Raw genomic sequence first — 20157 nt, 5'->3', positions numbered from 1 at the left:
TTTAGTGCGGAGTTCATCATGAAAACATTGTTCGTGGTAATGGCGTTCCTGCTCGCCGGCTGTGTTTCCAAGCCGGCGGACATCGAACCGGTGGCCAATTTCGAGTCGGCGAAATATCTCGGTAAATGGTACGAAATCGCGCGGCTGGATCATTCGTTCGAACGTGGCTTGAGCCGGGTGAGCGCCGAGTACAGCATGCGCGACGATGGCGGCATCAAGGTCATCAACCGTGGCTATAACGCTGAAAAAAAGGAATGGAAACAGTCGGAGGGCAAGGCGTATTTTGTCGAGAAGCCGGACGTCGCTTATCTGAAGGTGTCGTTCTTCGGTCCCTTTTACGGATCGTACATCGTGTTCGACCTGGATCGCGAGAATTACAGCTATTCGCTGATCAGCGGCCCCGATAAATCGTATTTCTGGCTGTTGTCGCGCACCCCGACAATGGATGAGGCAACAAAAAAGCGCCTGGTCGCTAAGGCCCAGGCGCTTGGTTTCGATACCTCGAAACTGATTTACGTCGACCAGTCTCCGGTCAGTCAATAATCCGCAGCGAGAAATCGGTGGCCTTGATGTCCTTGGTCAGGCTGCCGATGGAAATGCGGTCCACGCCCGTTTCGGCGATCGCGCGCACACTGTCCATATTCACCCCGCCCGATGCTTCCAGCAGCGCGCGGCCCGCATTGAGCTCGACCGCGTGGCGCATGGTGGCCAGCTCGAAGTTATCGAGCAGGACCGATGTGGCACCGGCTTCGAGCGCTTCGCTCAGCTGGGCCAGGGTTTCGACTTCGATCTGGATCGATACGCCGGCGTCCAGCGCTTGCGCCGCCGCCAGGGCCTTGCCCACGCCGCCGGCCGCGGCAATGTGGTTTTCCTTGATCAAAATGCCGTCGTACAAGGCCATGCGCTGGTTCTTGCCGCCGCCGACCCGCACCGCGTACTTTTGCGCCTGGCGCAGGCCCGGCAAGGTTTTGCGCGTGTCGAGGATGGATGCCTTCGTGCCCTCGACCACCTCGACGTAACCGCGCGTGATGGTGGCTACGCCGGAAAGCAACTGCATGAAGTTCAGCGCGGCGCGCTCGGCCGTCAGCAAGGCGCGCGGTGGCGCTTCGATGGTGCAGACCACGCTGCCGGCGTTCATCAGGTCGCCTTCGGCATATTGCCAGTCAACATCGATGCTCGGATCGAGGGCCAGCATCACGCCTTCGAACCACGGTCCGCCGCAGAGCACGGCTTCTTCGCGCACGATCACGCGGGCGCGCACGCGGGTGTCGTCGGGCACGAGCTTGCCGGTCAGGTCGCCGCTGCCGACATCTTCGAGCAAGGCGGCCAGCAGGTTCGATTCAAAGGCGGTTTGCAGCGCCGCATCGAAAACGGCGTAAGGATTACGTAAATTGCTCATGCTGGGCCCACTCCGGAAAACAGGGTTGCTTCGTTGGCCAACGCGCTGGTCGGCAAGGCTTTGGCTTTTTTCGCGGCGGCGAAGTCGAGCATGCGGTCGATGGCGCGCACGGCTTCCTTGCCGACTTGCGGATCGACATGGATTTCATTGCTGCCGCTCTCTAACACGTCGGCCAGGTTTTGCAAGCCGTTCATGGCCATCCACGGGCAGTGCGCGCAGCTCTTGCAGGTGGCGCTGTTGCCGGCGGTTGGTGCTTCGATGAAATGCTTGCCCGGCGCGGCGGCGCGCATCTTGTGCAAGATGCCATTGTCGGTGGCAACGATGAAGGTTGTTGCATCCATGGTTTGGGCGGCGTTGATCAGCTGCGTGGTCGAGCCGACCACATCGGCCAGGGCGACCACGTTGGCGGGCGATTCCGGATGGACCAGTACCCTCGCTTCAGGATACTCGGCCTTGAGCAAGTCGAGTTCGACGCCCTTGAATTCGTCGTGCACCAGGCACGAGCCCTGCCACAGCAGCATGTCGGCGCCGGTTTGCTTTTGAATGTAGGAGCCGAGGTGCTTGTCCGGTGCCCACAGGATTTTCTTGCCCTGCGCATGCAGGTGGGCCACGATGTCGAGGCCGATGGACGAGGTCACCATCCAGTCGGCGCGGGCCTTGACGGCGGCGCTGGTGTTGGCGTACACCACGACCGTGCGGTCGGGATGGGCGTCGCAAAAGGCCGAGAATTCGTCCGCCGGACAGCCCAGGTCGAGCGAGCAGGTCGCGTCGAGGTCGGGCATCAGGATGCGTTTTTCTGGGCTGAGGATCTTGGCGGTCTCGCCCATGAAGCGCACGCCGGCGACAACCAGCGTTTTTGCCGGATGATCGCGGCCGAAGCGCGCCATTTCGAGCGAATCGGAGACGCAGCCGCCGGTTTCCTCGGCCAGGTCCTGCAGATCGCCATCCACGTAATAGTGGGCGACGAGCACCGCTTCGCGTTCTTTCAGCAAGCGCTTGATGCGTTCCTTGAGCGCCGTTTTTTCGGCGGCGGAGGGCGCCGCCGGCGTGCGTGCCCAGGCTTGCGCGGTGCAGCTCAGCCCGGCTTGAGGATGCTCGTATTCGACGGTTTTGATAGGGAGAATGTTCATGTCGTTACTATCTCACAAGAGAGAAATCGTTGCAGGAGGCGGCCGTGAAATGGCGCGCGGGCACCTCGGTGCCCGCCCTGCCCCACAAAGCCGAACGGGACGCCGGGCGCCCCGCTCCCGGCCTTAGTCGATACCCTGGCTCGTCAGGTAATCTTCGTAGTTGCCGCGGAAGTCGACGATTTCGTTTTCCTTGATTTCGAGGATGCGGTTGGCCAGCGAGGACACGAACTCGCGGTCGTGGGAGACGAAAATCAGGGTGCCGGTGTATTTTTCGAGCGCAATGTTCAGCGACTCGATCGATTCCATGTCCATGTGGTTGGTCGGCTCGTCGAGCAGCATGACGTTGTGGCGGCCGAGCATCAGCTTGCCGTACATCATGCGGCCTTTTTCACCGCCGGACAGCACGCGTACCGATTTCTTCACGTCGTCGCCGCCGAACAGCAGGCGGCCGAGGATGGAGCGGACGGCCTGGTCGTCGTCGCCTTCCTTGGTCCACTGGCCGATCCAGTCGGTCAGCACCGCATCGGTAGCGAATTCTTCGGTCGGATCTTGCGGCATGTAGCCGACGTTGGCGTTCTCGGCCCACTTGACGCGGCCCGTATCCGGCTGCAAACCGGTCAGCTCGGAACCGATCGAGCGCAGCAAGGTGGTTTTGCCGGCACCGTTGGCGCCGATGATCGCGATGCGCTCGCCGGCTTCGACCATGATGCTGAAATTCTTGAACAGCTGACGATCGTATTTCTTGGAAATGCCTTCCACTTCCACCGCCAGGCGGTGCAGTTTCTTCTCGGCTTCGAAACGCACGAACGGGTAGGCGCGCGACGACGGTTTGATGTCGTCGACCTTGATCTTGTCGATCTGCTTGGCGCGCGATGTGGCCTGACGCGCCTTGGACTTGTTGGCGGCGAAGCGGCGCACGAAGTCTTGCAGCTCGGCGACTTTTTCTTTCGCCTTGGCGTTATTGGCCAGTTGCTGGTTGCGCGCCTGGGTCGAGGCGAACATGTACTCGTCGTAGTTGCCCGGGTACACCTTGAGCGTGCCGTAATCCATGTCGGCCACGTGCGTGCACACCTGGTTCAGGAAGTGGCGATCGTGCGAAATGATGACCATGGTCGAATTGCGGTCGTTGAGCACATCTTCGAGCCAGCGAATCGTGTTGATGTCCAGATTGTTGGTCGGCTCGTCGAGCAGCAGGATGTCCGGATTCGAGAACAGGGCCTGCGCCAGCAGCACGCGCAGCTTCCAGCCCGGTGCCACGGCGCTCATCGGGCCCTGGTGCTGGTCGATCGAGACGCCGGCGCCGAGCAGCAGTTCGCCTGCGCGCGCTTCGGCCGAGTAGCCGTCGTATTCGGCAACCTTGCTTTCGAGCTCGGCCGCGTGCATGTAGTCGTCGTCGGTCGCTTCCGGGTTGGCGTAGATGGCGTCGCGCTCGGAGATGGCGTTCCACAGCTCGGTGTGGCCCATCATGACCACGTCCAGCACGCGCATGTTTTCGAACGCAAACTGGTCCTGGCGCAGCTTGCCGAGGCGCTCGTTGGTGTCGAGCATGACGGTGCCGCCCGACGGCTCAAGATCGCCACCGAGGATCTTCATGAAGGTCGACTTGCCGCAACCGTTCGCGCCGATCAGGCCGTAACGGTTGCCGTCACCGAATTTGACGGAGATGTTCTCAAACAGCGGCTTGGCGCCGAACTGCATCGTGATGTTTGCGGTTGATAGCATGCTGGATTGGGTCTTTTGCGAATGGAAACAGGCGCTGAGCGCTAATCGACCATTATACAATAGGCGCCGCCCGCCGCTGTACATCGCATCGAAAACAATGACCTGGCGCGCACTCTGCGCGGGCTGCCCGGCCGTGGCCCGGGCCGGCCGCTCCCCCAGGATCATGGCCGTGTTTCCTCCGCCGTGCCTGCCCCGACGCGCCAGTCCGCCGTCCTCGGTTTTTGACTGTGCTGCACATCCGCACAGCTCAACCGACGTTTCCGTTCTTCACATTTCCGGCGTCGCGCGACATCTCGTGCATAGCAGAAGTTCCCCAGATTCTTTTGTTCGAGAACAGCTCCCGCTTATTCCAGCTTAATACGATAGAAATCCGTGCTCTGTAAGAGCGAACATGACGCTCTGAATGGGAGTCGATATGAACAAGAAATTGGTGTTGAAAACTATTTCGCCTTTACTGGCACTCAGTCTGGCAAGCGCTGGGGCCGTCCCGGTAACGCCTGTTGAGAGTCCGGCGCTTACCATCAAAACAAAGGAGAAGCGCTCATCTGAAAACGATGCGCTCTTTTACACAACGGCCAAGCTCGCCCTTCAGCTGGCTCAACAAATAGAACGCACGGTTGTAAATGGGAAGATTCAGTCTGAGACGCGGCCGGGTGGCAGTGTCGGAACATATCTTTACGGCCACGATGGTCGCTTCCAAGGAATCACATACGCTGATGGAAGGGCACTTACGGCTATCTACGATGAAAGCGGAAACATTCAGGCAATACTGGAAAATGGATCTGGCCGAAAGATTGTTTTCGGGAAGAATCCGGCGATGGTTACGGACCGAAAACATCAAGAGCAGAGAAACCACTTCGCAATTGAAATGGGAATTTCAGCGCTGATAGAACAGAAGCTGGAAAGAAGTGAAGGCGGCGGAGGCCATACCGGCTGCGTAGAGCGCAGCCCGATTCCCTGTATCGTTAATGCGCCCGCCGACGGCGTGGGTGGTGGCGGGCTTGATCGCCAGTCATCAGGTGAGGGTGGTGTCGGCAGCGGGAAAGAATATGGCGGGCCGTCCAGGACATTTGCGCAATGGTCTCAAGATCCACCAAAGTGCGTAACCGAGCTGTGCATTCCCAGCGCTACGCGGATGGACTACATCTGCACCGTTACAAGAGCTGACAAACAACGTCGAGAAAAATGCAGGGTAGGAGCGACTGTGTTTTACAAACGATGCTCAGACGGTTGCTATACAGGTGATCGGAGGTGGCTGGACGACTGGGGAAGGACGAAGGGAAGCTAGTTATTAATGGCAATCACGCCATCAGGAGCGCGCTATGGATCAAGAATTGCCGACCGTCAAATTTTGGGTTTGATTTTATCTCAACATTATACTTCTAGCCAGATTTACTTTCTACATGTTTAGCAGCGTCTACTGCTGGCGATTGTTTCAATATTACCAGGACATCAACTCCTGGGTCGGGCATGCCAGCCTTTGATTACCTCCCGGAAAATATATTCCGCTTGCCTCCTGAATAATCGCAAGGCGCGCTGCGGCGATGCCGATCACGGATGCAGTCAGCGTTGCTGGCCGCTTACCGCCTTCGCACCCCGGCGGGCAAAAAAAACAACAGTAAACGTCATAGTTGTCGCAATTTTCCGGGATAGATGTAAGACTGAAACATCTTGCCGTTCAATACCAGCTCAATCGATTTCGGCATAAGCGCCGAGATTGACGGCATTCATGAATTTTACTGATTCCTGATATTCATCGTCGGCAGACATGGATATTGGCGCGCCCAACGGGCACGTATCATGCCCTTGTTTTGATCCGTAACATAGTGGAGAAATCATGATTATGAATAGTATTCTGCGCACTGCCAGTGTCCTGCTAATTTCAGCGAGCTTGCACAGTTCGGTATTCGCTGCCGAGCGCGGCACCGCTGAAGAGGCAACGGCTCTCGTCAAGAAAGCGGTCGCTTATCTCGAGGCCAACGGCAAGGACAAGGCATTTGCCGATTTCAGCAATCCGAAGGGCGCATTCGTCGATCGTGATCTGTATATCTTCGTCATCGACATGGACGGTTTGGAGTGGGCCAACGGCGCTAACGCCAAGATTATCGGCAAGAATGTGCTCGAACTGAAGGATGCCGATGGCAATACCATGGTCAAGGATTTTATTAAACTGGCCAATACCAAAGGAAAGGGATGGGTCGATTACAGCTGGCCTAACCCCGTGACGAAAAAGGTGGATAAGAAATCCACGTATCTCGAAAAGTCTGGTGACGTTCTTATCGCCAGCGGAATCTATAAATAGCCGTCACATCTCGCACCGGATAGTGCCGCTGGCGCAAAGGCCGGGCAAATCTGATAGATGCATGGTGCGCCAGGCGCACCGGCCCGTTCACCTCGCAATGAAGCTCGTCAGGCCATCGTTCCCGGCCGCCCTACGCTCGCGGCACGAGGTTGTCTGAAGAAGTCGCCGAGACCTGGACAACAGTGCCAGTAAATATCCAACCTATTTGCAAGGAACTACCATGAACAAGTATGTCTTCGCCGTGTGCGGAATTTTTTGCAACGTTGCCATGGCGCAAAGCAGTGTCACAGTGTATGGCGTGGCTGACGCCGCTCTCGTCAAGGAATCCGGCGGTGTTGCAGGCAGCGTTACCAAGATGGTGGGCGGTGTGGAAGGTGGATCCCGGATCGGGTTCCGCGGCACGGAAGATCTGGGTGGCGGGCTGGCGGCAATATTTACGCTTGAAATGGGTATCAATCTCGACAGTGGCACCAGCGCGCAGGGCGGCTTGGCGTTCGGCCGCCAGGCCTTTGTCGGGTTGAGCAGCAAGGCTGGCACCTTGACCTTGGGCCGTCAATATACCCCCCTATTTCTTACCCTGTCGGCAATTGATCCCTTTCAAGCATTCAGCACTGCCGGATCTGCCGCCAATCTGATGTCCAACGCGGGCATTCGGATGAACAACACGGTCAAGTACGCGTCGTCACCGGTGAACGGCTTCAGTGGGGAGCTTGCCTATGGGCTAGGCGAAACAGCCGGCAATTCGAGCGCGGGAAGGCAGCTCGGCGCAGGGCTTGCATACGTACGGGGTCCGCTTAGTCTGCGGCTGGGCTACGCCAACGTCAATAGCATTCCCGTGGCCACGGCGCTTACCACAGGAAAAACAACCTTAATTGGCGGGGTGTATGACTTTAAGGTGGTAAAAATATCCCTCGGCGTCGCTTCCAATAAAGGCACCGTGAATGTCAATACCAGGGTTGACCCGAATCGGGCTGCGAAATCGCGCGATACGATTCTGGGACTGACCGTGCCGGTAGGCGCGGGAAATATCCGGGCTTCAGCCATCATGAAGCAAGACCGCCGGACCAATCGTGACGCCAGGCAGTTGGGTCTGGCTTATAACTACTTCATATCAAAGCGCAGCGACGTTTATGTTGCCTATGCGCGCATCCGTAACGATGCGCTCCCCGGCGCGATCGGTTTTTACACCGTTGGTAATGCCACCGAGGCCGGCGGCGGGGACCGGGCATTTAATGTTGGCATGCGCCATAGTTTCTAGCCTGAGATTCGCCCTGCGACTACGCGCGCTTGATACCGAAATCGCTCGCCTTGATCTTTGCCATGCGCCCATCAGGGTGATGCCAGACGATGCCTTCGATGACATGCTCGGTCAGATAGTCGCGCAAGGCGCCGAAAGTGCGCGGGCAGTCCGGCAATTCGTCCTTGCCATGCGGGACCAGAATATGTTCCGTCAGGCCCTCGGGATTGGCACCGTGGCGGGTGCCGATTTTCGGCCCGCACACTTCATACGTGCCATCGGGAACCGGGCCGCCGCCGAACAGCGTACGCACGCCCCACTCCACCCCGTCGATAATGCGCGCCGAGTCCGGTCCCACCGCCGGAACCCAGCCCGGCCAGTGGCCGGTCGCTTCATCGGCCGCCGGCTGCGCGGGCATGAAATCGGCGGGCGGCGTGCGGCCCGCTTTCGCGTCGTAGCGCTTGAAGATGGCGCCGTTGGCGACCATGACGGCCATGCCGTCCCACTTGCGCGTTGCCATGCCTTCGCCGGCGGCGACCCACTCGGCGCCGGGCACGACCTCGTCGCGCACCTGGCGGTCACCATCGTAGTTGCGTTGAAACAGCGAGACGATTTTCTTCATATGATCCTTCACGTGCCGCGACAATCGGGTCGCGGCTGCCCGGATGTCCTGATTTTTAATGTTCGAAAGCGCCGGTTCATGCATACACGAACCCGGCAAACAGACAGGAAACCGTTTATTTTCCCATATTATGTTGCATTAATAGCAGAATTGACAATTCCGCCATCAACCGGGCTATAATTCTTGATAGCAATAGCCAATTACTCGTCCGGCTATCGCACCAACCTATCAGGATAAATTATGCGATTACTGTTCAGCGGCGCCCTCGTGGCCTTGGCCGCCAGCTTCTCCACGCCCGCTTCGGCGGCCCCGGACGGTGCCGGTGCGTATGCAAGCTCCCATATCGGCCAGGCTTCCTCGTCGAACAACCAGTTCGAGCGCGACGAGTTGTCGTTCGGACTGCGCGCCGGCTATCAGTTCAACACCTATCTGGGCATGGAAGTATTCAATACCACGCTCAGCTTCATCGACAACCCGTTTAGCGCCTACCGGACCAACGAGTATTACCCGGAGGACCATTATGGCGTCGCCGTCACGGGCGCCATTCCCCTGGGCGAACGTTTCAGCCTGACCGGCCGCGCGGGCATTGGCCGCACTAAAATGCGTGCCTTTTCCGCGCGCGACAGCGATTATAACGAAACCGATCCGAGTATCGGCGCCGGCGTGAGTTTCAGGTTCAATCCAAACCTGTCGGTCAACGCGGAAGCGATGCGCCTGACTAAAACCAAGGTCACGGTTATCTCGACGGGATTCCGCTACCAGTTCTGAAACACCGACCACGCCAGGCGTCATGCCTGGCTTTTTTATCCGGGGACCACCATGCACAACAAGGAAGCGCAAGAGCACATCATCGCGCTGGAAGAACAGCTGCGCCTCGCCATGCTCGCGGCCGACGTGGAGGCGCTCGACCGCCTCATTTCACCCGCCCTGCTGTTTACCACCCACATGGGCCAGGTGATAGGCAAGGAGCAGGATCTCGACATGCACCGTTCCGGCCTGCTCAAGTTCACCGCGATTGCGGCGGCCGGGCGGCAGGTGGTGGCGGACGGGCGCCTTGGCGTCATGTCGGCGCGGATGAACCTCGTGGGCAGTTTTGGCGAGTCGCCCTTCAATCTCGACCTGCGCTGCACCCGCACCTGGCGCGCGCCCGGCGATGGCGGCCAGTGGCAAATCCTCGCCGGCCATATGAGCCTTGCCTGACCGATGCCCTATTGGCAGGCACCCGCCGTAAAGCGGCGCCACAGGGCCTCGACCGGCCCCTGGGCATGGCGCCGCATCCACCAGCGGCTTAGCAGCACCTGCCCGATCATGATCGGCGCGCATACGCCGACCAGCGCGCCGTGCGAGAGCACCGCACCGAGGCCGAGCCCCGCCCCTTGCAGCAGGAACCCGCACAAGACCGACTGCATCAGGTAGTTGGTCAGCGCCATGCGCCCGACGGCGCCGAAGCACTGCGCCAGGGCCGCCACCACCCGCTCCGAAGCGCACATGAGCGCGGCAACGTAGCCCGCCGCCAGCAGCGGGCCCGCTACTTCGACCAGCATCGATACCAGCGCCGCCAACGGCGCGCCGGCCATGGGATTGATCGCATCGCGCAGCGCGGCCCAGCCCCATACCAGGTTGACCGGCACGCCGACCCACAGCGCCGCCAGCAGCACCTTGCGCCACAGTGCGCGGTGGCGCTGCGGATGCGTGAGCCAGCCCAGGCGCACGCTGATGACGCCCATGAGGAACAGCAGCAGCACCTTGGGCAGGAAAAACAGCGAACTGGCCAGGTTGTTCCGGAAATCGACCAGCCGTTCCTGCGCAATCGCCATCAGCGTTCCCTGGGTGTACACGGCATGGGCGCGTGCACTCTCGCCCATGGCCCAGGCGATGACGTCCGGCGTCATCGCCATCAGCTCGTAGGTGAAAGACGCCGTGAACAGCATGGCCGCCACATTGAGCGCAACCACCCAGCGCAGCGCACGGACGATATCGGCCAGCCTGCGTCCCGCCTGCGTCACGAGCCAGAAGCTGCAGACCGCGTACACGGTCAGAATATCGCCGAACCACAGCAGGGTGCCATGCAGCAGGCCGCATCCCAGCAGCCAGGTCGCGCGGCGCAGGTAGGTCATTTTGATGTTATCGAGCTGCGCACCCGGAGCGCGCCGCCCGCCCGTCTGCAGCGCGAAACCGGCGCCGAACAGGAAGGCGAAAATGGGATAGAACTTCTGTTCCGCAAAGGCGGCAATCAGGAACACGGCCAGCTTGTCGGCCAGCGCCGCGTGCTCGCCGATAACGCCGTAACGCGACAGGCCGCTGCCGAACGTGAAGCCCCAGACGTTGACCAGCAAAATACCGAAGACGGCAATCCCGCGCAGCGTATCGATGCGCATCGAGCGCACAGCCTTCATTGCCGCATCCAGTCCCGCAGTTCGTAATACCAGTACGTCAGCTGCGCGGCAGCCAGCCCCGCCGGCCCGCCCGCGAACGGCAAGCCCCAGTCGGCAAAGCGCGCCAGCGCGGCGCCATCGCCGGCAATCGCGGCGGCGATGGCTTCGCCGGCCAGCGTGGTCGGCGCCACGCCGTGGCCGCCGAATCCCATGCCGTACCACAGCCCGTCCGGCAAGCGCCCGATCTGCGGCATCTTGTGGCGCGCGTAACTCATCATGCCGCTCCACGCATAGTCGACGCGCACGCCCGCCAGTTGCGGGTAAACCTTGACCATATCCTGATGCAGCAGGCGCGCCACATCGGCGCCGCTGCGCTCGCGCACCGCGATGCGTCCGCCCCACAGCAGGCGCGTGTCGGGCAGCGGACGGTAGTAGTCGAACGCGAACCGCGTGTCGTAGACCGCCGCGCCGGTGCGCATTGCCGTGTGCAGGCGCTCGCCCAGCGGTTCGGTGACCATCACATAGGTGGCAATCGGCAGTACCGCGCGCGACAGCGTCGGAAGCAGCTTGTCGATGTAGCCGCCGCAGCACACCACCACCTCGCGCGCCCTGACGCTGCCGGCGGCCGTTGTGACGCGCCAGCCCTCGCCGTCGGCGACAATCGCCGCTACCCTGCTCTCTTCATGCACGCGCGCGCCGTTCTGCGCCAGCACGCGGGCCAGGCCCTGCGCATATTTCAGAGGATGAAAATGAAACGCGGCCGGCTCGAACAGGCCGCCGAAGTAGCGCGCCGAATCGAGCTTGCCGGCCAGTTGCGCGCGCGAGAGGCGCTGCCACTCGACGCCCATGCTCTCGCTCATGAAGCGCTGCTGCTCGTCGAGCAGGCGTGCGTCGTCGAACCAGTTGGCGAGGTACACGCCGTCTTCCCTGGCGTCGCAGTCGATGCCGTATTGGGCGATGCGATGGCGGATGCGCTCCACCGCGGCCAGCGTCATGTGATACAGCGCGCGCGCTTCCTCCACGCCGGTGCTGGCGGCGAGGCTGCGTTCGCCCTGCGAAAAGCCGCCGAACACAAAGCCGCCGTTGCGTCCCGACGCGCCATGGCCGACGCGCTGCGCATCGAGCAGGACGATGTCGCGCACGCCGCGCTCCATCAAGCCGATGGCGGTCGCCAGCCCCGCGAAGCCGGCGCCGACGATGCACACGGCCGCGTCATGCTGGCCAGCCAGCGGCGCATGGTGCTCGCCGGGCGAGGTAGCCCGGTAGTAGTCGCCCGTCCCGAGGGCGTCAGCCATGGGCGACGGTCGGGTAGCCGCTCATGGTCAGCGTGAAGCCCGCCTCGTCGGAGCACAGGTGGGCCCGCGCGCCGAACGGAATCGTGGCGCGGTGCGCCGTGTGCCCGAACGGCAGCCCGGTGAGCACGGGAATCGGCAGCGTGGCGCGCAGGTAGGCCAGCATGGCGCAAAAATCGTAGCCGTTATCGGCGGTCGAAAGGCGGTAGCCGGAAAAGTCGCCCAGCACCAGCGCCTTCTGGCGTCCCAGCACGCCGGCCTGCAGCAGTTGCAGCAGCATGCGCTCGACGCGGTAGGGATGCTCGTTGATGTCTTCGACAAACAGAATGCCGTCGTCGATGCGCGCAAACCAGTCGGTACCCAGCAGCGAGATGAGCATGGCCAGGTTGCCGCCCCAGATCGTGCCTTCCACCTCCGCTTCCGGGTTGCCGGTGACGCAGGCGCGAATCACGTGGCGCGGCCCGCGCAGGCAGCGCCAGAAGTCGTCCTGCGTGAAGGCCACCGGCTCGGCGGCGCCGAAGTCGCTGTAGAACATCGGCCCGGCGTAGCTTTGCGCACCGGTCCTGGCCATGAGGCCCATGTGAAAGGCGGTGAAGTCGCTGTAGCCGACGAAGATCTTGCCGCTGTCGGCCATGCGCGCGAAATCGATCTCGGGCAGCAGGCGCGTGAGCCCGTACTGGCCGCGCAGCGCCATGACCACCTGCACTTGCGGGTCGCTCGCGGCGGCATTCAATTGCGCCAGGCGCGCCGCGTCGGTGCCGCCGAAGCGCTGGAACACCTTGTCGGCCTCGAAGTAGTTGTGGACCGTGTGGCCTTGCGCGACCAGGGCGGCGATGCCGCGTTCAATGGCCGCGTTGTCGCTGCCGTAGCCGCTCGGCGCGACGATGGCGATGCCGATGGGTTGTGAGTTCACTGTTTTTCAAAAAGCCGCGCTGTGGAGTCGGGACTCATCTTACCGTGCGCGTGCGCATCGATCAAGGCGATCAGCCGCTCGATCAATTGCGGCGGCAGGTCGTGGCCCATGCCTTCGATGACCTCGAGGCGCGCGCCCGGCACCAGGCGCGCGGTGTCCTGGCCGCCGGCCAGCGGCACCAGCGGATCGGCCGCGCCGTGAATGACCAGCGTGCGTACGCGGATCGACTTGAGCAGTTCGCTGCGGTCGCCCGTGGCCGCGATGGCCACCAGCTGGCGCGCCACGCCGCCCGGACAGACATTGCGCTTGATCGAACGCGCGATGCGCTCGCGCAGCAGGCGCTCGGGGGTGGGATAGGCCGGGCTGCCGATCACGCGCATCATATGGACCATGTGCGTGACCAGGCTATCGAGGTCGCGCGCATTGCGCGCCGGGCGCATCAGCACTGCGCGCGCTTCCCTGGTCGGCCCGGGCAAGCCGCGGCGCCCGCTGTCGGACATGATGGAGGTCAGGCTGATGACGCGCTCGGGATGGCGCGCCGCCAGGATCTGCGCGATCATGCCGCCCATCGAGGCGCCCACCACGTGCGCGCGCGCCACGCCGAGGGCGCTGAGCACGCCGAGCGCGTCGTCCGCCATGTCGGCCAGGGTGTAGGCGCCGCGCAGCGGCCAGCGCACCAGTTTCTTGAGCCAGGCCAATGGCAGGCTGGGCGTGCCGGCGTGGTCGAATTTGGTGGACAGGCCGCTGTCGCGGTTATCGAAGCGGATCACGTAGAACCCGAGCTCGACCAGGCCATCGACGAAGTCGTCGGGCCAGGCGGTCAGCTGCATGCCCAGGCCCATGATCAGCAGCAGCGGCGTGTCCTTGGGGTCGCCTGCTGTTTCGTAAGCGATCCGGATTCCGTTGGCGGTAAGAATAGGCATGCTCAGTGTGCCAGCTGGTGATAGATAAGGTCGCGTGGCACGCGCAATGCGTGCCGCCCCGCCAGCGGCGAAACGATGCCGCGGCATTTGATTGAAGCGCGAACCAGCATACCATTTTTGCGGGGCGGCTGGCATACGGTGCGTCACCCCCCCTGCTCGCGGCAAAGCGCCGGCGTCAGCCTGCAACGACGCTACGGCGCTGGATTGTCCTGCGCGCTTGCGGCCGCCTGGGCCGCCTGGCGCGCGGCCTGTGCGGCCTGGCGCCGCTCAGCGAAAAATGCACGCAGCATGGTGCTCGCTTCCAGCGCCATCACGCCGCCGACCAGTTCGGTATGGTGGTTCAGCTGTTCCTGCTCGAACAGATTGAGCACCGAGCCGCAGGCGCCGGTCTTGGGGTCGGGCGCGCCGAACACCACGCGCGCCAGGCGGGCGTGCATCATCGCGCCCGAACACATCACGCACGGTTCGAGCGTGACGTACAGCTCGCATCCGGGCAAGCGGTAGTTGCCCAGCTTCTCCGCGGCGGCGCGCAGTGCGACGATTTCCGCATGCGCGGTCGGGTCGTGGCGGCCGATGGGCTGGTTAAAGCCCGTGGCAATCACTTCGCCATCTTTCACCACCACCGCGCCGACCGGCACTTCGCCCAGGCTCCATGCATGTTGCGCCTGTTCCAGCGCCAGTTGCATGAAGGCTGGATCAGGCATCGGTAATCTCTGCCCAGCAGTTCGGGGTTTCGTGCAGCACCAGCTTGTGCAGGTGCAAACCCGTGCCGAAGCGGTCGGTGTAGGCGGCCTTGAGGATGTCGAAGGCGATCTGGGCCAGGTTTTCGACGGTTGGAATGCGGTCGATCACCACCGTCTTGTGGCCCGGCAGCGACGCGAGGAACTCGCGCACCTTGTCGTCTTTTTCGTAGACCAGGAAGGCATGGTCCCACACGTCGACCAGATGTTCCTTGGCCAGCGCCTTGATGTCGGAAAAATCCATGATCATGCCGTTATCGGAATTGCCTTCGGCATGGATGACCGCGCCGGTGAGCGTGATTTCAAGCGTGTAGCGGTGCCCGTGCAGGTTGCGGCACTGGCTTTTGTGGTCGGGAATGCGGTGCCCTGCATCGAATTCGAGCTTGCGTGTGATGGTGAGCATGAAGTGCTTTAAGGTATCTGTAAAAGTTTATGGGTTTGCAAGCTCAGCTTCCACTTGGGATGGCGCTTGCAGGTCTCGATGGCGAGACGGGTGTTGTGTTCGCCGAGCGGGCCGTCCATCGGCTGCACGAAAAAGTTCTCGAAATCGAGCCCTTCGTACGCGCCCAGGTCCTGATTGAGCTGGGGAATGACGACCTTGAGTTCGTTGCCCTTCTCCACCACCAGTTTCGAGCCCATCTTGGGGCTGACGCAGATCCAGTCGACCCCGGGCGGCACCGGCAGGGTGCCATTGGTTTCGATGGCGATCTCGAAGCCGACCGCGTGCATCGCATCGATCAGGGGCGCGTCGAGCTGCAGCAGCGGCTCGCCGCCGGTGAAGACCACATATTTACTATGCGGATAGGAGGCGGGCCACAGGCTGTCGATCAGCCCGGCCAGGGCGGCGCCGGTGGGGAATTTGCCGCCGCGTTCACCGTCGGTACCGACGAAATCGGTATCGCAGAAGGTGCACACGGCACTGGCGCGGTCGCTTTCGCGCCCGGTCCACAGGTTGCAGCCGGAAAAACGGCAAAACACGGCGGGACGCCCCGCGTGCGCGCCTTCTCCCTGCAGGGTGTAGAAAATCTCTTTAATGCTGTAAGTCACTTGATTGTCCTAATCGTCAACCCTCCATTATAGCAAGGTCGCGTGGACCAGCCGTCGACCACGAAAAATGATGCCTTTACGACAGACAAATTCCCAAATGAAATAGAGTTGATTAGAGACAATATCCATGGAGATGACGCGGAGTAACTTGATCGGAGTCAGCTTGAATTTGTCGGATTAGTCTTGTTAGATCTCTCGGAAGGCTCCTATGCATATCACTCCAACCGCCATACTCGCCCTGCTCTGGATGCTGCTCATCGGCTGGGGCTTTTACGCCTTGCTGCAACGCCACCTGCGCCTGGACGACCAGCTTTCCGACAAGGAAGCGCAGCTGTCCATCGAACGCCATGCGCGCGACGTGGCCGAACTGGCACTGGCCAACACCCATCTGTCGCTGTGCCAGCTAACCAAGCAGCAGGAAACCGTGCGCGAAAGCGAGCGCCAACGGATCTCGCGCGATATCCACGACGACCTCGGCCAGAATCTGCTGGCCCTCAAGATCGACCTGCAACTGCTGCACGTGAGCACGACCGGCGCCCATCCGCTGATCACCCAGAAGGTCGACTGCATGATCGGCAACCTCGACAACACCATCAAGTCGCTGCGCGCCATCATCTACGACCTGCGCCCGGTGGTGCTGGAAGCGGGCTTCCAGAGCGCGATGGAGTGGCAGCTGAGCGAATTCACGCGCATGCACGGCATCCGCCACGCCTTCACGGCCGACCCCACGGCGCTCGACGCGCCCCCCGATGCCGAGCGCGACGCCATGCTGTACCGCATCGTGCAGGAAGCGCTGTCGAACGTGGCGCGCCATGCCCACGCCACCGAAGTGAACGTCAAGCTGGATCGCTTCGGCGACATGCTGACGCTGCGGGTGGAAGACAATGGCGTCGGCATGGTGGCGATTGGCAACGGGCGCGGCTGCGGGCTGCCCGGCATGCGCGAACGGGTGCGCGAGATCGGCGGCTGTTTCGCCATCGATAGCCTGCCCGGCAACGGCACCATGCTGTCGATATCGATCCCCTTGACGGTTGCAATTGCCGCACACTGAAGCACGATCGCACGCACCCTTGTGCTTTATCAATAGAATAGCTGTCCGCCAGAGGCAAAATTGAGTCTTGTCGGCAGTCAATATTTTGCCTTCAGGATACATCTAAAGGGGCGGCACATGATGAGCAGAATGAAACTCCACAGCGCAACGCCGCAAGGCATCCCGGACCAGGAACGCGCGTTTGCCTACAAGCTCATGGAAATGCTGGCCGTGCCCGCCTTTGTGCTGGACACCAACCGCCGGGTCATCATCTGGAACCGCGCCTGCGAGCGCCTGACCGGGGTGCAAGCCGAGGAAGTGCTGGGCACCCAGAATCACTGGCAAAGCTTTTACCGGGAAGCGCGCCCGACCCTGGCCGACCTGGTGCTGCAGAACCGCGGCGACGAACTCGATTCGCTGTATCCGCACGCCGCCAGAAGCATCCACGTGGCCGGCCAGCTGGGGGCCGAAAGCTGGTGCGACATGCCGCGCGGCGGCGAACGGCGCTACCTGGCCACCGACGCCATCCCGATCCTGGACGACAACGGCAAGCTCGAAGCGGTGGTGCAGACCCTGCGCGACATCACCGAGGAAAAGGCGGCCCAGGTCGCGCTGGAACAACTGGCCACGCTCGACGGCCTGACCGGTCTGGCCAACCGCCGCTGTTTCGACAACACCCTGGCCGCCGAGTGGGCGCGCGCCCTGCGCCAGCAGCAGCCGCTGTCGCTGCTGATGGTCGATGTGGACAATTTCAAGGCCTACAACGACGCCAACGGCCACCTGGGCGGCGACGAATGCCTCAAGCGCATCGCCAGCGCCGTGGCCAGCGAAATGCGCGCCAACGACCTGGTGGCGCGCTACGGCGGCGAAGAGTTTGCGGTGATCCTGCCGAACCAGTCGCTCAAGGGCGCGGCCATCGTGGCCGAGCGCATCCGGCGCCGGGTCGAGCAGCTCAAGGTGCCGAACGGGCGCGGCGCCAACGAACACGTGACGGTGAGCATCGGCGCGGCGACCGCCATCGCCTCGTGCGACACCACCGCCTGCCAGCTGGTGGCCACGGCCGACGCCGCCCTGTACCGCGCCAAGCACATGGGCCGCAACCGGATCAGCCTGCCGGCGACCGAGCCGGACGCAGCGGCCACGTCCCGGCCCGGCAGCCACGCGGCCATGAACGCGTCCTGATGCCCTGCCCCCGGCCATCATCGATGGCCACACCGGGTCCGGCAAAGCAGGCAGTGCACGTCCGCGGCGTCGATGTTTACGCTGGCAATTCACGCTTTTGCAGACTGATGACAATGCCAGTGCCGGGCATCGTACCCACTAACACACCTTCCCGGCACTCGACCGAAAAGCTGGAGCGCGCGCCGCCCCAACTATGCAAGGTGATGCGTACCCCGGGCGGGTCTGACAACGTTATTCGCAGGCCGAGCGAGTCTGCGGCATCGCCTGAAAAGTTCTGTCCGGCCCCATTCCTGCGGTCGCTGAATACCTGGGAAATGTTACCTTCAAGAGTAGCGAGCCGTGGAATGACCAGCGGTCCGATCCTGTCGAGTGCAGCCGGGGTAAATTGCAGACTTCCAGCGGCGTAACTGCACACTCCGCTTGTTCTGTTTGACGTGAACGTACACCAAAGCTGGCGCCGGGGTGATTCAGCAACCCATTCTATATATTCCTTAAAAAAACTTGGGCAACTCATGATCGTCTCCTTGACGTTGTGCCGGCTTTGCCGCAACGTTGTCATTGCCTTGTTACACCAGTGCCAGCAACCTGGCCGCGTGTCGAGTCGCGCTTGCGCTGGTTGACTCAAGCGTATGGTTACAGACCCGACCAATAGCGCATAACCATGTCCTCAGTATCCGATTGAGACTGATCATGGGCAAAGCGTATTCCAGCCTGTCATCGCTCGCTGATTTGACGAGGCGGCTCCGGCGCCCGGGCAGAGCAGGAACCGGCGCCTGAAGAAGACCGGTTCAGGCGTTACAGCAAGGCGTTCGGACGGACTGCGGCGATAGCCTCGATTTCGATCATGGCCGCGGGATCGTACAGGGCCTTGATCTCCGCGATCGTGTCGGCCGGATAGGGCGCCGCAAAGAACCGGCGGCGCAGTTCCACAACCTCCTTGAAGTTGCCCATGTCGGTCACGAAGATCGTGACCTTGATGACGGCGTCCAGGCCCGAGCCTCCGGCTTCGAGCGCGCGTTTGAGGTTGGCGAACGCCTGCTCGCCCTGGGCGCGGAAACCGCCGGCGACAATCTTGCCATCGTCGCCGGCGCCCGCCTGACCGGAGACGAATAGCAGATCGCCGAATTTGATCGCTTGAGATAGCAGGAAGGGTGCGTAGTTGTCTGGCTGAGTAATAATTCGTTCGAGCATGATTTGCTCCTTCTGTCATGGTGGTGAATGAGTGTCGGCGCTGTCCGTGCCGCAGGGAGACGATAGGCGTGCGCCGTCATGTTGACAAACGCTCATTTGTCAGGCATAAGGTGAATTATTTTCATCTGTAGGCGCAATGCGGCGACTTCCACCACTCTCGGCACTGCGCGCGTTTGAAGCGGCGGCCCGCCACGCCAGCTTCAAGCAAGCCGCCAATGAACTCGCCGTCACGCCGACCGCGATCAGCCACCAGATTCGCTCTCTCGAGCAATACACCGGCATGACGCTGTTCGAGCGGCAGGTGCGCAAAGTCGTCCTGACCGACGCCGGGCTGGAGCTGTATCCGGTGCTGCGCGACGGTTTCAATGCGTTCGAGACGGTCCTGCAGCGCCTGGAAACGGCCCAGGCACGGCGCCGGGTCATCATCTCGGCGACCAATGCGTTCATGGCGCGCTGGCTGGCGCCGCGGGTGGCGGACTTTCGACAGATGTACCCGGAGATCGATCTGGAGCTGTACGCATCCGACCAGGCAGTCGACCTGGAGTCCGGCGTGGCCGACATAGCGATTCGCTACGGGCGCGGGCCGTATCCCGGCATGGTGGCCGAGCCGCTGTTCGCCGACCGCTTCGCGCCAGTGTCCAGCCCCCGGCTCGGGCAATTAACGCCGGCGGACCTGGACCAGGTCCCGTTGATCGATTTCAAGTGGACCCGCGACCATCCGCTCAACCCGACCTGGAAGAACTGGTTCGCGGCAGCCGGCCTGCCCTGGAAGGCACGTCGCGGCCAGCTGCTTTTTTCGGATGAAGGCCATGTCATCCAGGCGGCACTGGCCGGTCAGGGCATTGCACTTCTGAGCCTTGAGCTGGTGGCCGCCGACATCGCCGCCGGGCGCCTGACGCAGCCGTTCGGCCCGAGCATCCCCGGGCATACCTATCACCTTGTCCGAAGTGCGGGCCGTCTGCACGAGCCGCATGTCGACTCGGCATTGGCATGGCTGCGCGGCCAGGCCCGCGGCGCGGCCTGACGAAGCCGGATGGCTGCGCTAAGCCATG

At 62.1% G+C, this 20157-nt stretch carries 22 protein-coding genes; 9 read left to right on the top strand and 13 right to left on the bottom strand.

The window, feature by feature from the left end; translation table 11 throughout:
* Window positions 1–18 precede the first annotated feature (18 nt).
* Window positions 19–543 (top strand): lipocalin family protein, encoded by a 525-nt coding sequence (locus tag RBA41_RS01300; protein ID WP_306620212.1) that lies wholly within the window; start codon window positions 19–21, stop codon window positions 541–543.
* On the opposite strand, the gene nadC is transcribed toward RBA41_RS01300, so the two are convergent.
* The 3 genes from nadC to RBA41_RS01285 all read right to left on the bottom strand — a co-directional run bounded on the left by nadC (window position 533) and on the right by RBA41_RS01285 (window position 4251).
* Window positions 533–1399: a carboxylating nicotinate-nucleotide diphosphorylase gene (gene nadC, locus RBA41_RS01295; protein WP_306620210.1), complete on the bottom strand. Its 867-nt coding sequence runs from the start codon at window positions 1397–1399 to the stop codon at window positions 533–535. The two genes, RBA41_RS01300 and nadC, sit on opposite strands and share 11 nt — an antisense overlap.
* On the bottom strand, window positions 1396–2529 hold the full coding sequence (nadA, locus tag RBA41_RS01290; RefSeq protein ID WP_306620208.1) for a quinolinate synthase NadA: 1134 nt from the start codon (window positions 2527–2529) through the stop codon (window positions 1396–1398). Before nadA ends, nadC begins: the two co-directional genes overlap by 4 nt.
* Window positions 2530–2652: 123 nt before the next feature.
* Window positions 2653–4251, bottom strand: a complete 1599-nt coding sequence (locus RBA41_RS01285; RefSeq protein WP_306620206.1) for an ABC-F family ATPase — start codon at window positions 4249–4251, stop codon at window positions 2653–2655.
* A 415-nt stretch (window positions 4252–4666) separates the two neighbouring features.
* Between RBA41_RS01285 and RBA41_RS01280 the strand changes: the two genes are divergently transcribed.
* The 3 genes from RBA41_RS01280 (at window position 4667) to RBA41_RS01270 (ending at window position 7811) form a co-directional block, all read left to right on the top strand.
* On the top strand, window positions 4667–5539 hold the full coding sequence (locus RBA41_RS01280) for a hypothetical protein (RefSeq protein ID WP_306620204.1): 873 nt from the start codon (window positions 4667–4669) through the stop codon (window positions 5537–5539).
* 549 nt (window positions 5540–6088) lie between these two features.
* Window positions 6089–6553 carry a cache domain-containing protein gene (locus RBA41_RS01275; RefSeq protein WP_306620202.1) on the top strand — a complete coding sequence of 155 codons (465 nt, stop codon included), beginning with the start codon at window positions 6089–6091 and terminating at the stop codon, window positions 6551–6553.
* Window positions 6554–6773: 220 nt separating this feature from the next.
* On the top strand, window positions 6774–7811 hold the full coding sequence (locus tag RBA41_RS01270) for a porin (protein ID WP_306620200.1): 1038 nt from the start codon (window positions 6774–6776) through the stop codon (window positions 7809–7811).
* Between the two features lie 19 nt (window positions 7812–7830).
* Here the strand turns inward: RBA41_RS01270 and RBA41_RS01265 are convergent, their stop codons facing one another.
* Window positions 7831–8412 carry a hypothetical protein gene (locus tag RBA41_RS01265; protein ID WP_306620198.1) on the bottom strand — a complete coding sequence of 194 codons (582 nt, stop codon included), beginning with the start codon at window positions 8410–8412 and terminating at the stop codon, window positions 7831–7833.
* A gap of 240 nt (window positions 8413–8652) precedes the next feature.
* Between RBA41_RS01265 and RBA41_RS01260 the strand changes: the two genes are divergently transcribed.
* Together RBA41_RS01260 and RBA41_RS01255 are read left to right on the top strand one after the other, a co-directional pair.
* Window positions 8653–9180, top strand: coding sequence for a porin family protein (locus RBA41_RS01260; RefSeq protein ID WP_306620195.1), 528 nt, complete (start codon window positions 8653–8655; stop codon window positions 9178–9180).
* Window positions 9181–9231: 51 nt separating this feature from the next.
* Entirely contained in the window at window positions 9232–9612 is a 381-nt protein-coding gene (locus RBA41_RS01255; RefSeq protein ID WP_306620192.1) for a nuclear transport factor 2 family protein, read from the top strand.
* Window positions 9613–9620: 8 nt separating this feature from the next.
* Here RBA41_RS01255 and RBA41_RS01250 read toward each other — a convergent pair whose 3' ends face one another.
* The 7 genes from RBA41_RS01250 to queE form a co-directional block, all read right to left on the bottom strand.
* Window positions 9621–10808, bottom strand: a complete 1188-nt coding sequence (locus RBA41_RS01250; RefSeq protein WP_306620190.1) for a DUF418 domain-containing protein — start codon at window positions 10806–10808, stop codon at window positions 9621–9623.
* The gene (locus RBA41_RS01245; protein WP_306620188.1) at window positions 10805–12082 is read right to left on the bottom strand and encodes an NAD(P)/FAD-dependent oxidoreductase; all 1278 of its coding nucleotides are present in this window, start codon (window positions 12080–12082) and stop codon (window positions 10805–10807) included. The genes RBA41_RS01250 and RBA41_RS01245 overlap by 4 nt, the downstream gene beginning before the upstream one ends.
* Window positions 12075–12992, bottom strand: a complete 918-nt coding sequence (ldcA, locus tag RBA41_RS01240; RefSeq protein WP_306620186.1) for a muramoyltetrapeptide carboxypeptidase — start codon at window positions 12990–12992, stop codon at window positions 12075–12077. The genes RBA41_RS01245 and ldcA overlap by 8 nt, the downstream gene beginning before the upstream one ends.
* Window positions 12989–13915 carry an alpha/beta fold hydrolase gene (locus tag RBA41_RS01235; protein WP_306620184.1) on the bottom strand — a complete coding sequence of 309 codons (927 nt, stop codon included), beginning with the start codon at window positions 13913–13915 and terminating at the stop codon, window positions 12989–12991. The genes ldcA and RBA41_RS01235 overlap by 4 nt, the downstream gene beginning before the upstream one ends.
* Before the next feature lie 191 nt (window positions 13916–14106).
* Window positions 14107–14619, bottom strand: a complete 513-nt coding sequence (gene tadA, locus RBA41_RS01230) for a tRNA adenosine(34) deaminase TadA (protein WP_306620182.1) — start codon at window positions 14617–14619, stop codon at window positions 14107–14109.
* Window positions 14612–15058: a 6-carboxytetrahydropterin synthase QueD gene (gene queD, locus RBA41_RS01225; RefSeq protein ID WP_099878933.1), complete on the bottom strand. Its 447-nt coding sequence runs from the start codon at window positions 15056–15058 to the stop codon at window positions 14612–14614. Before queD ends, tadA begins: the two co-directional genes overlap by 8 nt.
* A gap of 8 nt (window positions 15059–15066) precedes the next feature.
* Window positions 15067–15702, bottom strand: a complete 636-nt coding sequence (gene queE / locus RBA41_RS01220; protein ID WP_306620179.1) for a 7-carboxy-7-deazaguanine synthase — start codon at window positions 15700–15702, stop codon at window positions 15067–15069.
* A 208-nt stretch (window positions 15703–15910) separates the two neighbouring features.
* Here queE and RBA41_RS01215 point away from each other — a divergent pair, with 208 nt between their 5' ends.
* Together RBA41_RS01215 and RBA41_RS01210 are read left to right on the top strand one after the other, a co-directional pair.
* A complete protein-coding gene (locus RBA41_RS01215) occupies window positions 15911–16753 on the top strand; it encodes a sensor histidine kinase (protein WP_306620177.1) in 843 nt (280 codons plus the stop codon).
* Window positions 16754–16882: 129 nt separating this feature from the next.
* On the top strand, window positions 16883–17914 hold the full coding sequence (locus RBA41_RS01210) for a sensor domain-containing diguanylate cyclase (protein ID WP_306620175.1): 1032 nt from the start codon (window positions 16883–16885) through the stop codon (window positions 17912–17914).
* A 76-nt stretch (window positions 17915–17990) separates the two neighbouring features.
* Here the strand turns inward: RBA41_RS01210 and RBA41_RS01205 are convergent, their stop codons facing one another.
* Together RBA41_RS01205 and RBA41_RS01200 are read right to left on the bottom strand one after the other, a co-directional pair.
* Window positions 17991–18428: a hypothetical protein gene (locus tag RBA41_RS01205; RefSeq protein WP_306620173.1), complete on the bottom strand. Its 438-nt coding sequence runs from the start codon at window positions 18426–18428 to the stop codon at window positions 17991–17993.
* Window positions 18429–18709: 281 nt separating this feature from the next.
* Window positions 18710–19105: a RidA family protein gene (locus RBA41_RS01200; RefSeq protein WP_306620171.1), complete on the bottom strand. Its 396-nt coding sequence runs from the start codon at window positions 19103–19105 to the stop codon at window positions 18710–18712.
* Between the two features lie 136 nt (window positions 19106–19241).
* Here RBA41_RS01200 and RBA41_RS01195 point away from each other — a divergent pair, with 136 nt between their 5' ends.
* Window positions 19242–20129: a LysR substrate-binding domain-containing protein gene (locus tag RBA41_RS01195; RefSeq protein ID WP_306620169.1), complete on the top strand. Its 888-nt coding sequence runs from the start codon at window positions 19242–19244 to the stop codon at window positions 20127–20129.
* Window positions 20130–20157: the final 28 nt, after the last annotated feature.

The organism is Massilia scottii (assembly GCF_030846495.1).
GTDB classification, from domain to species: domain Bacteria; phylum Pseudomonadota; class Gammaproteobacteria; order Burkholderiales; family Burkholderiaceae_D; genus Telluria_A; species Telluria_A violaceinigra.
This window is presented reverse-complemented; position numbering and strand designations above follow the sequence as displayed.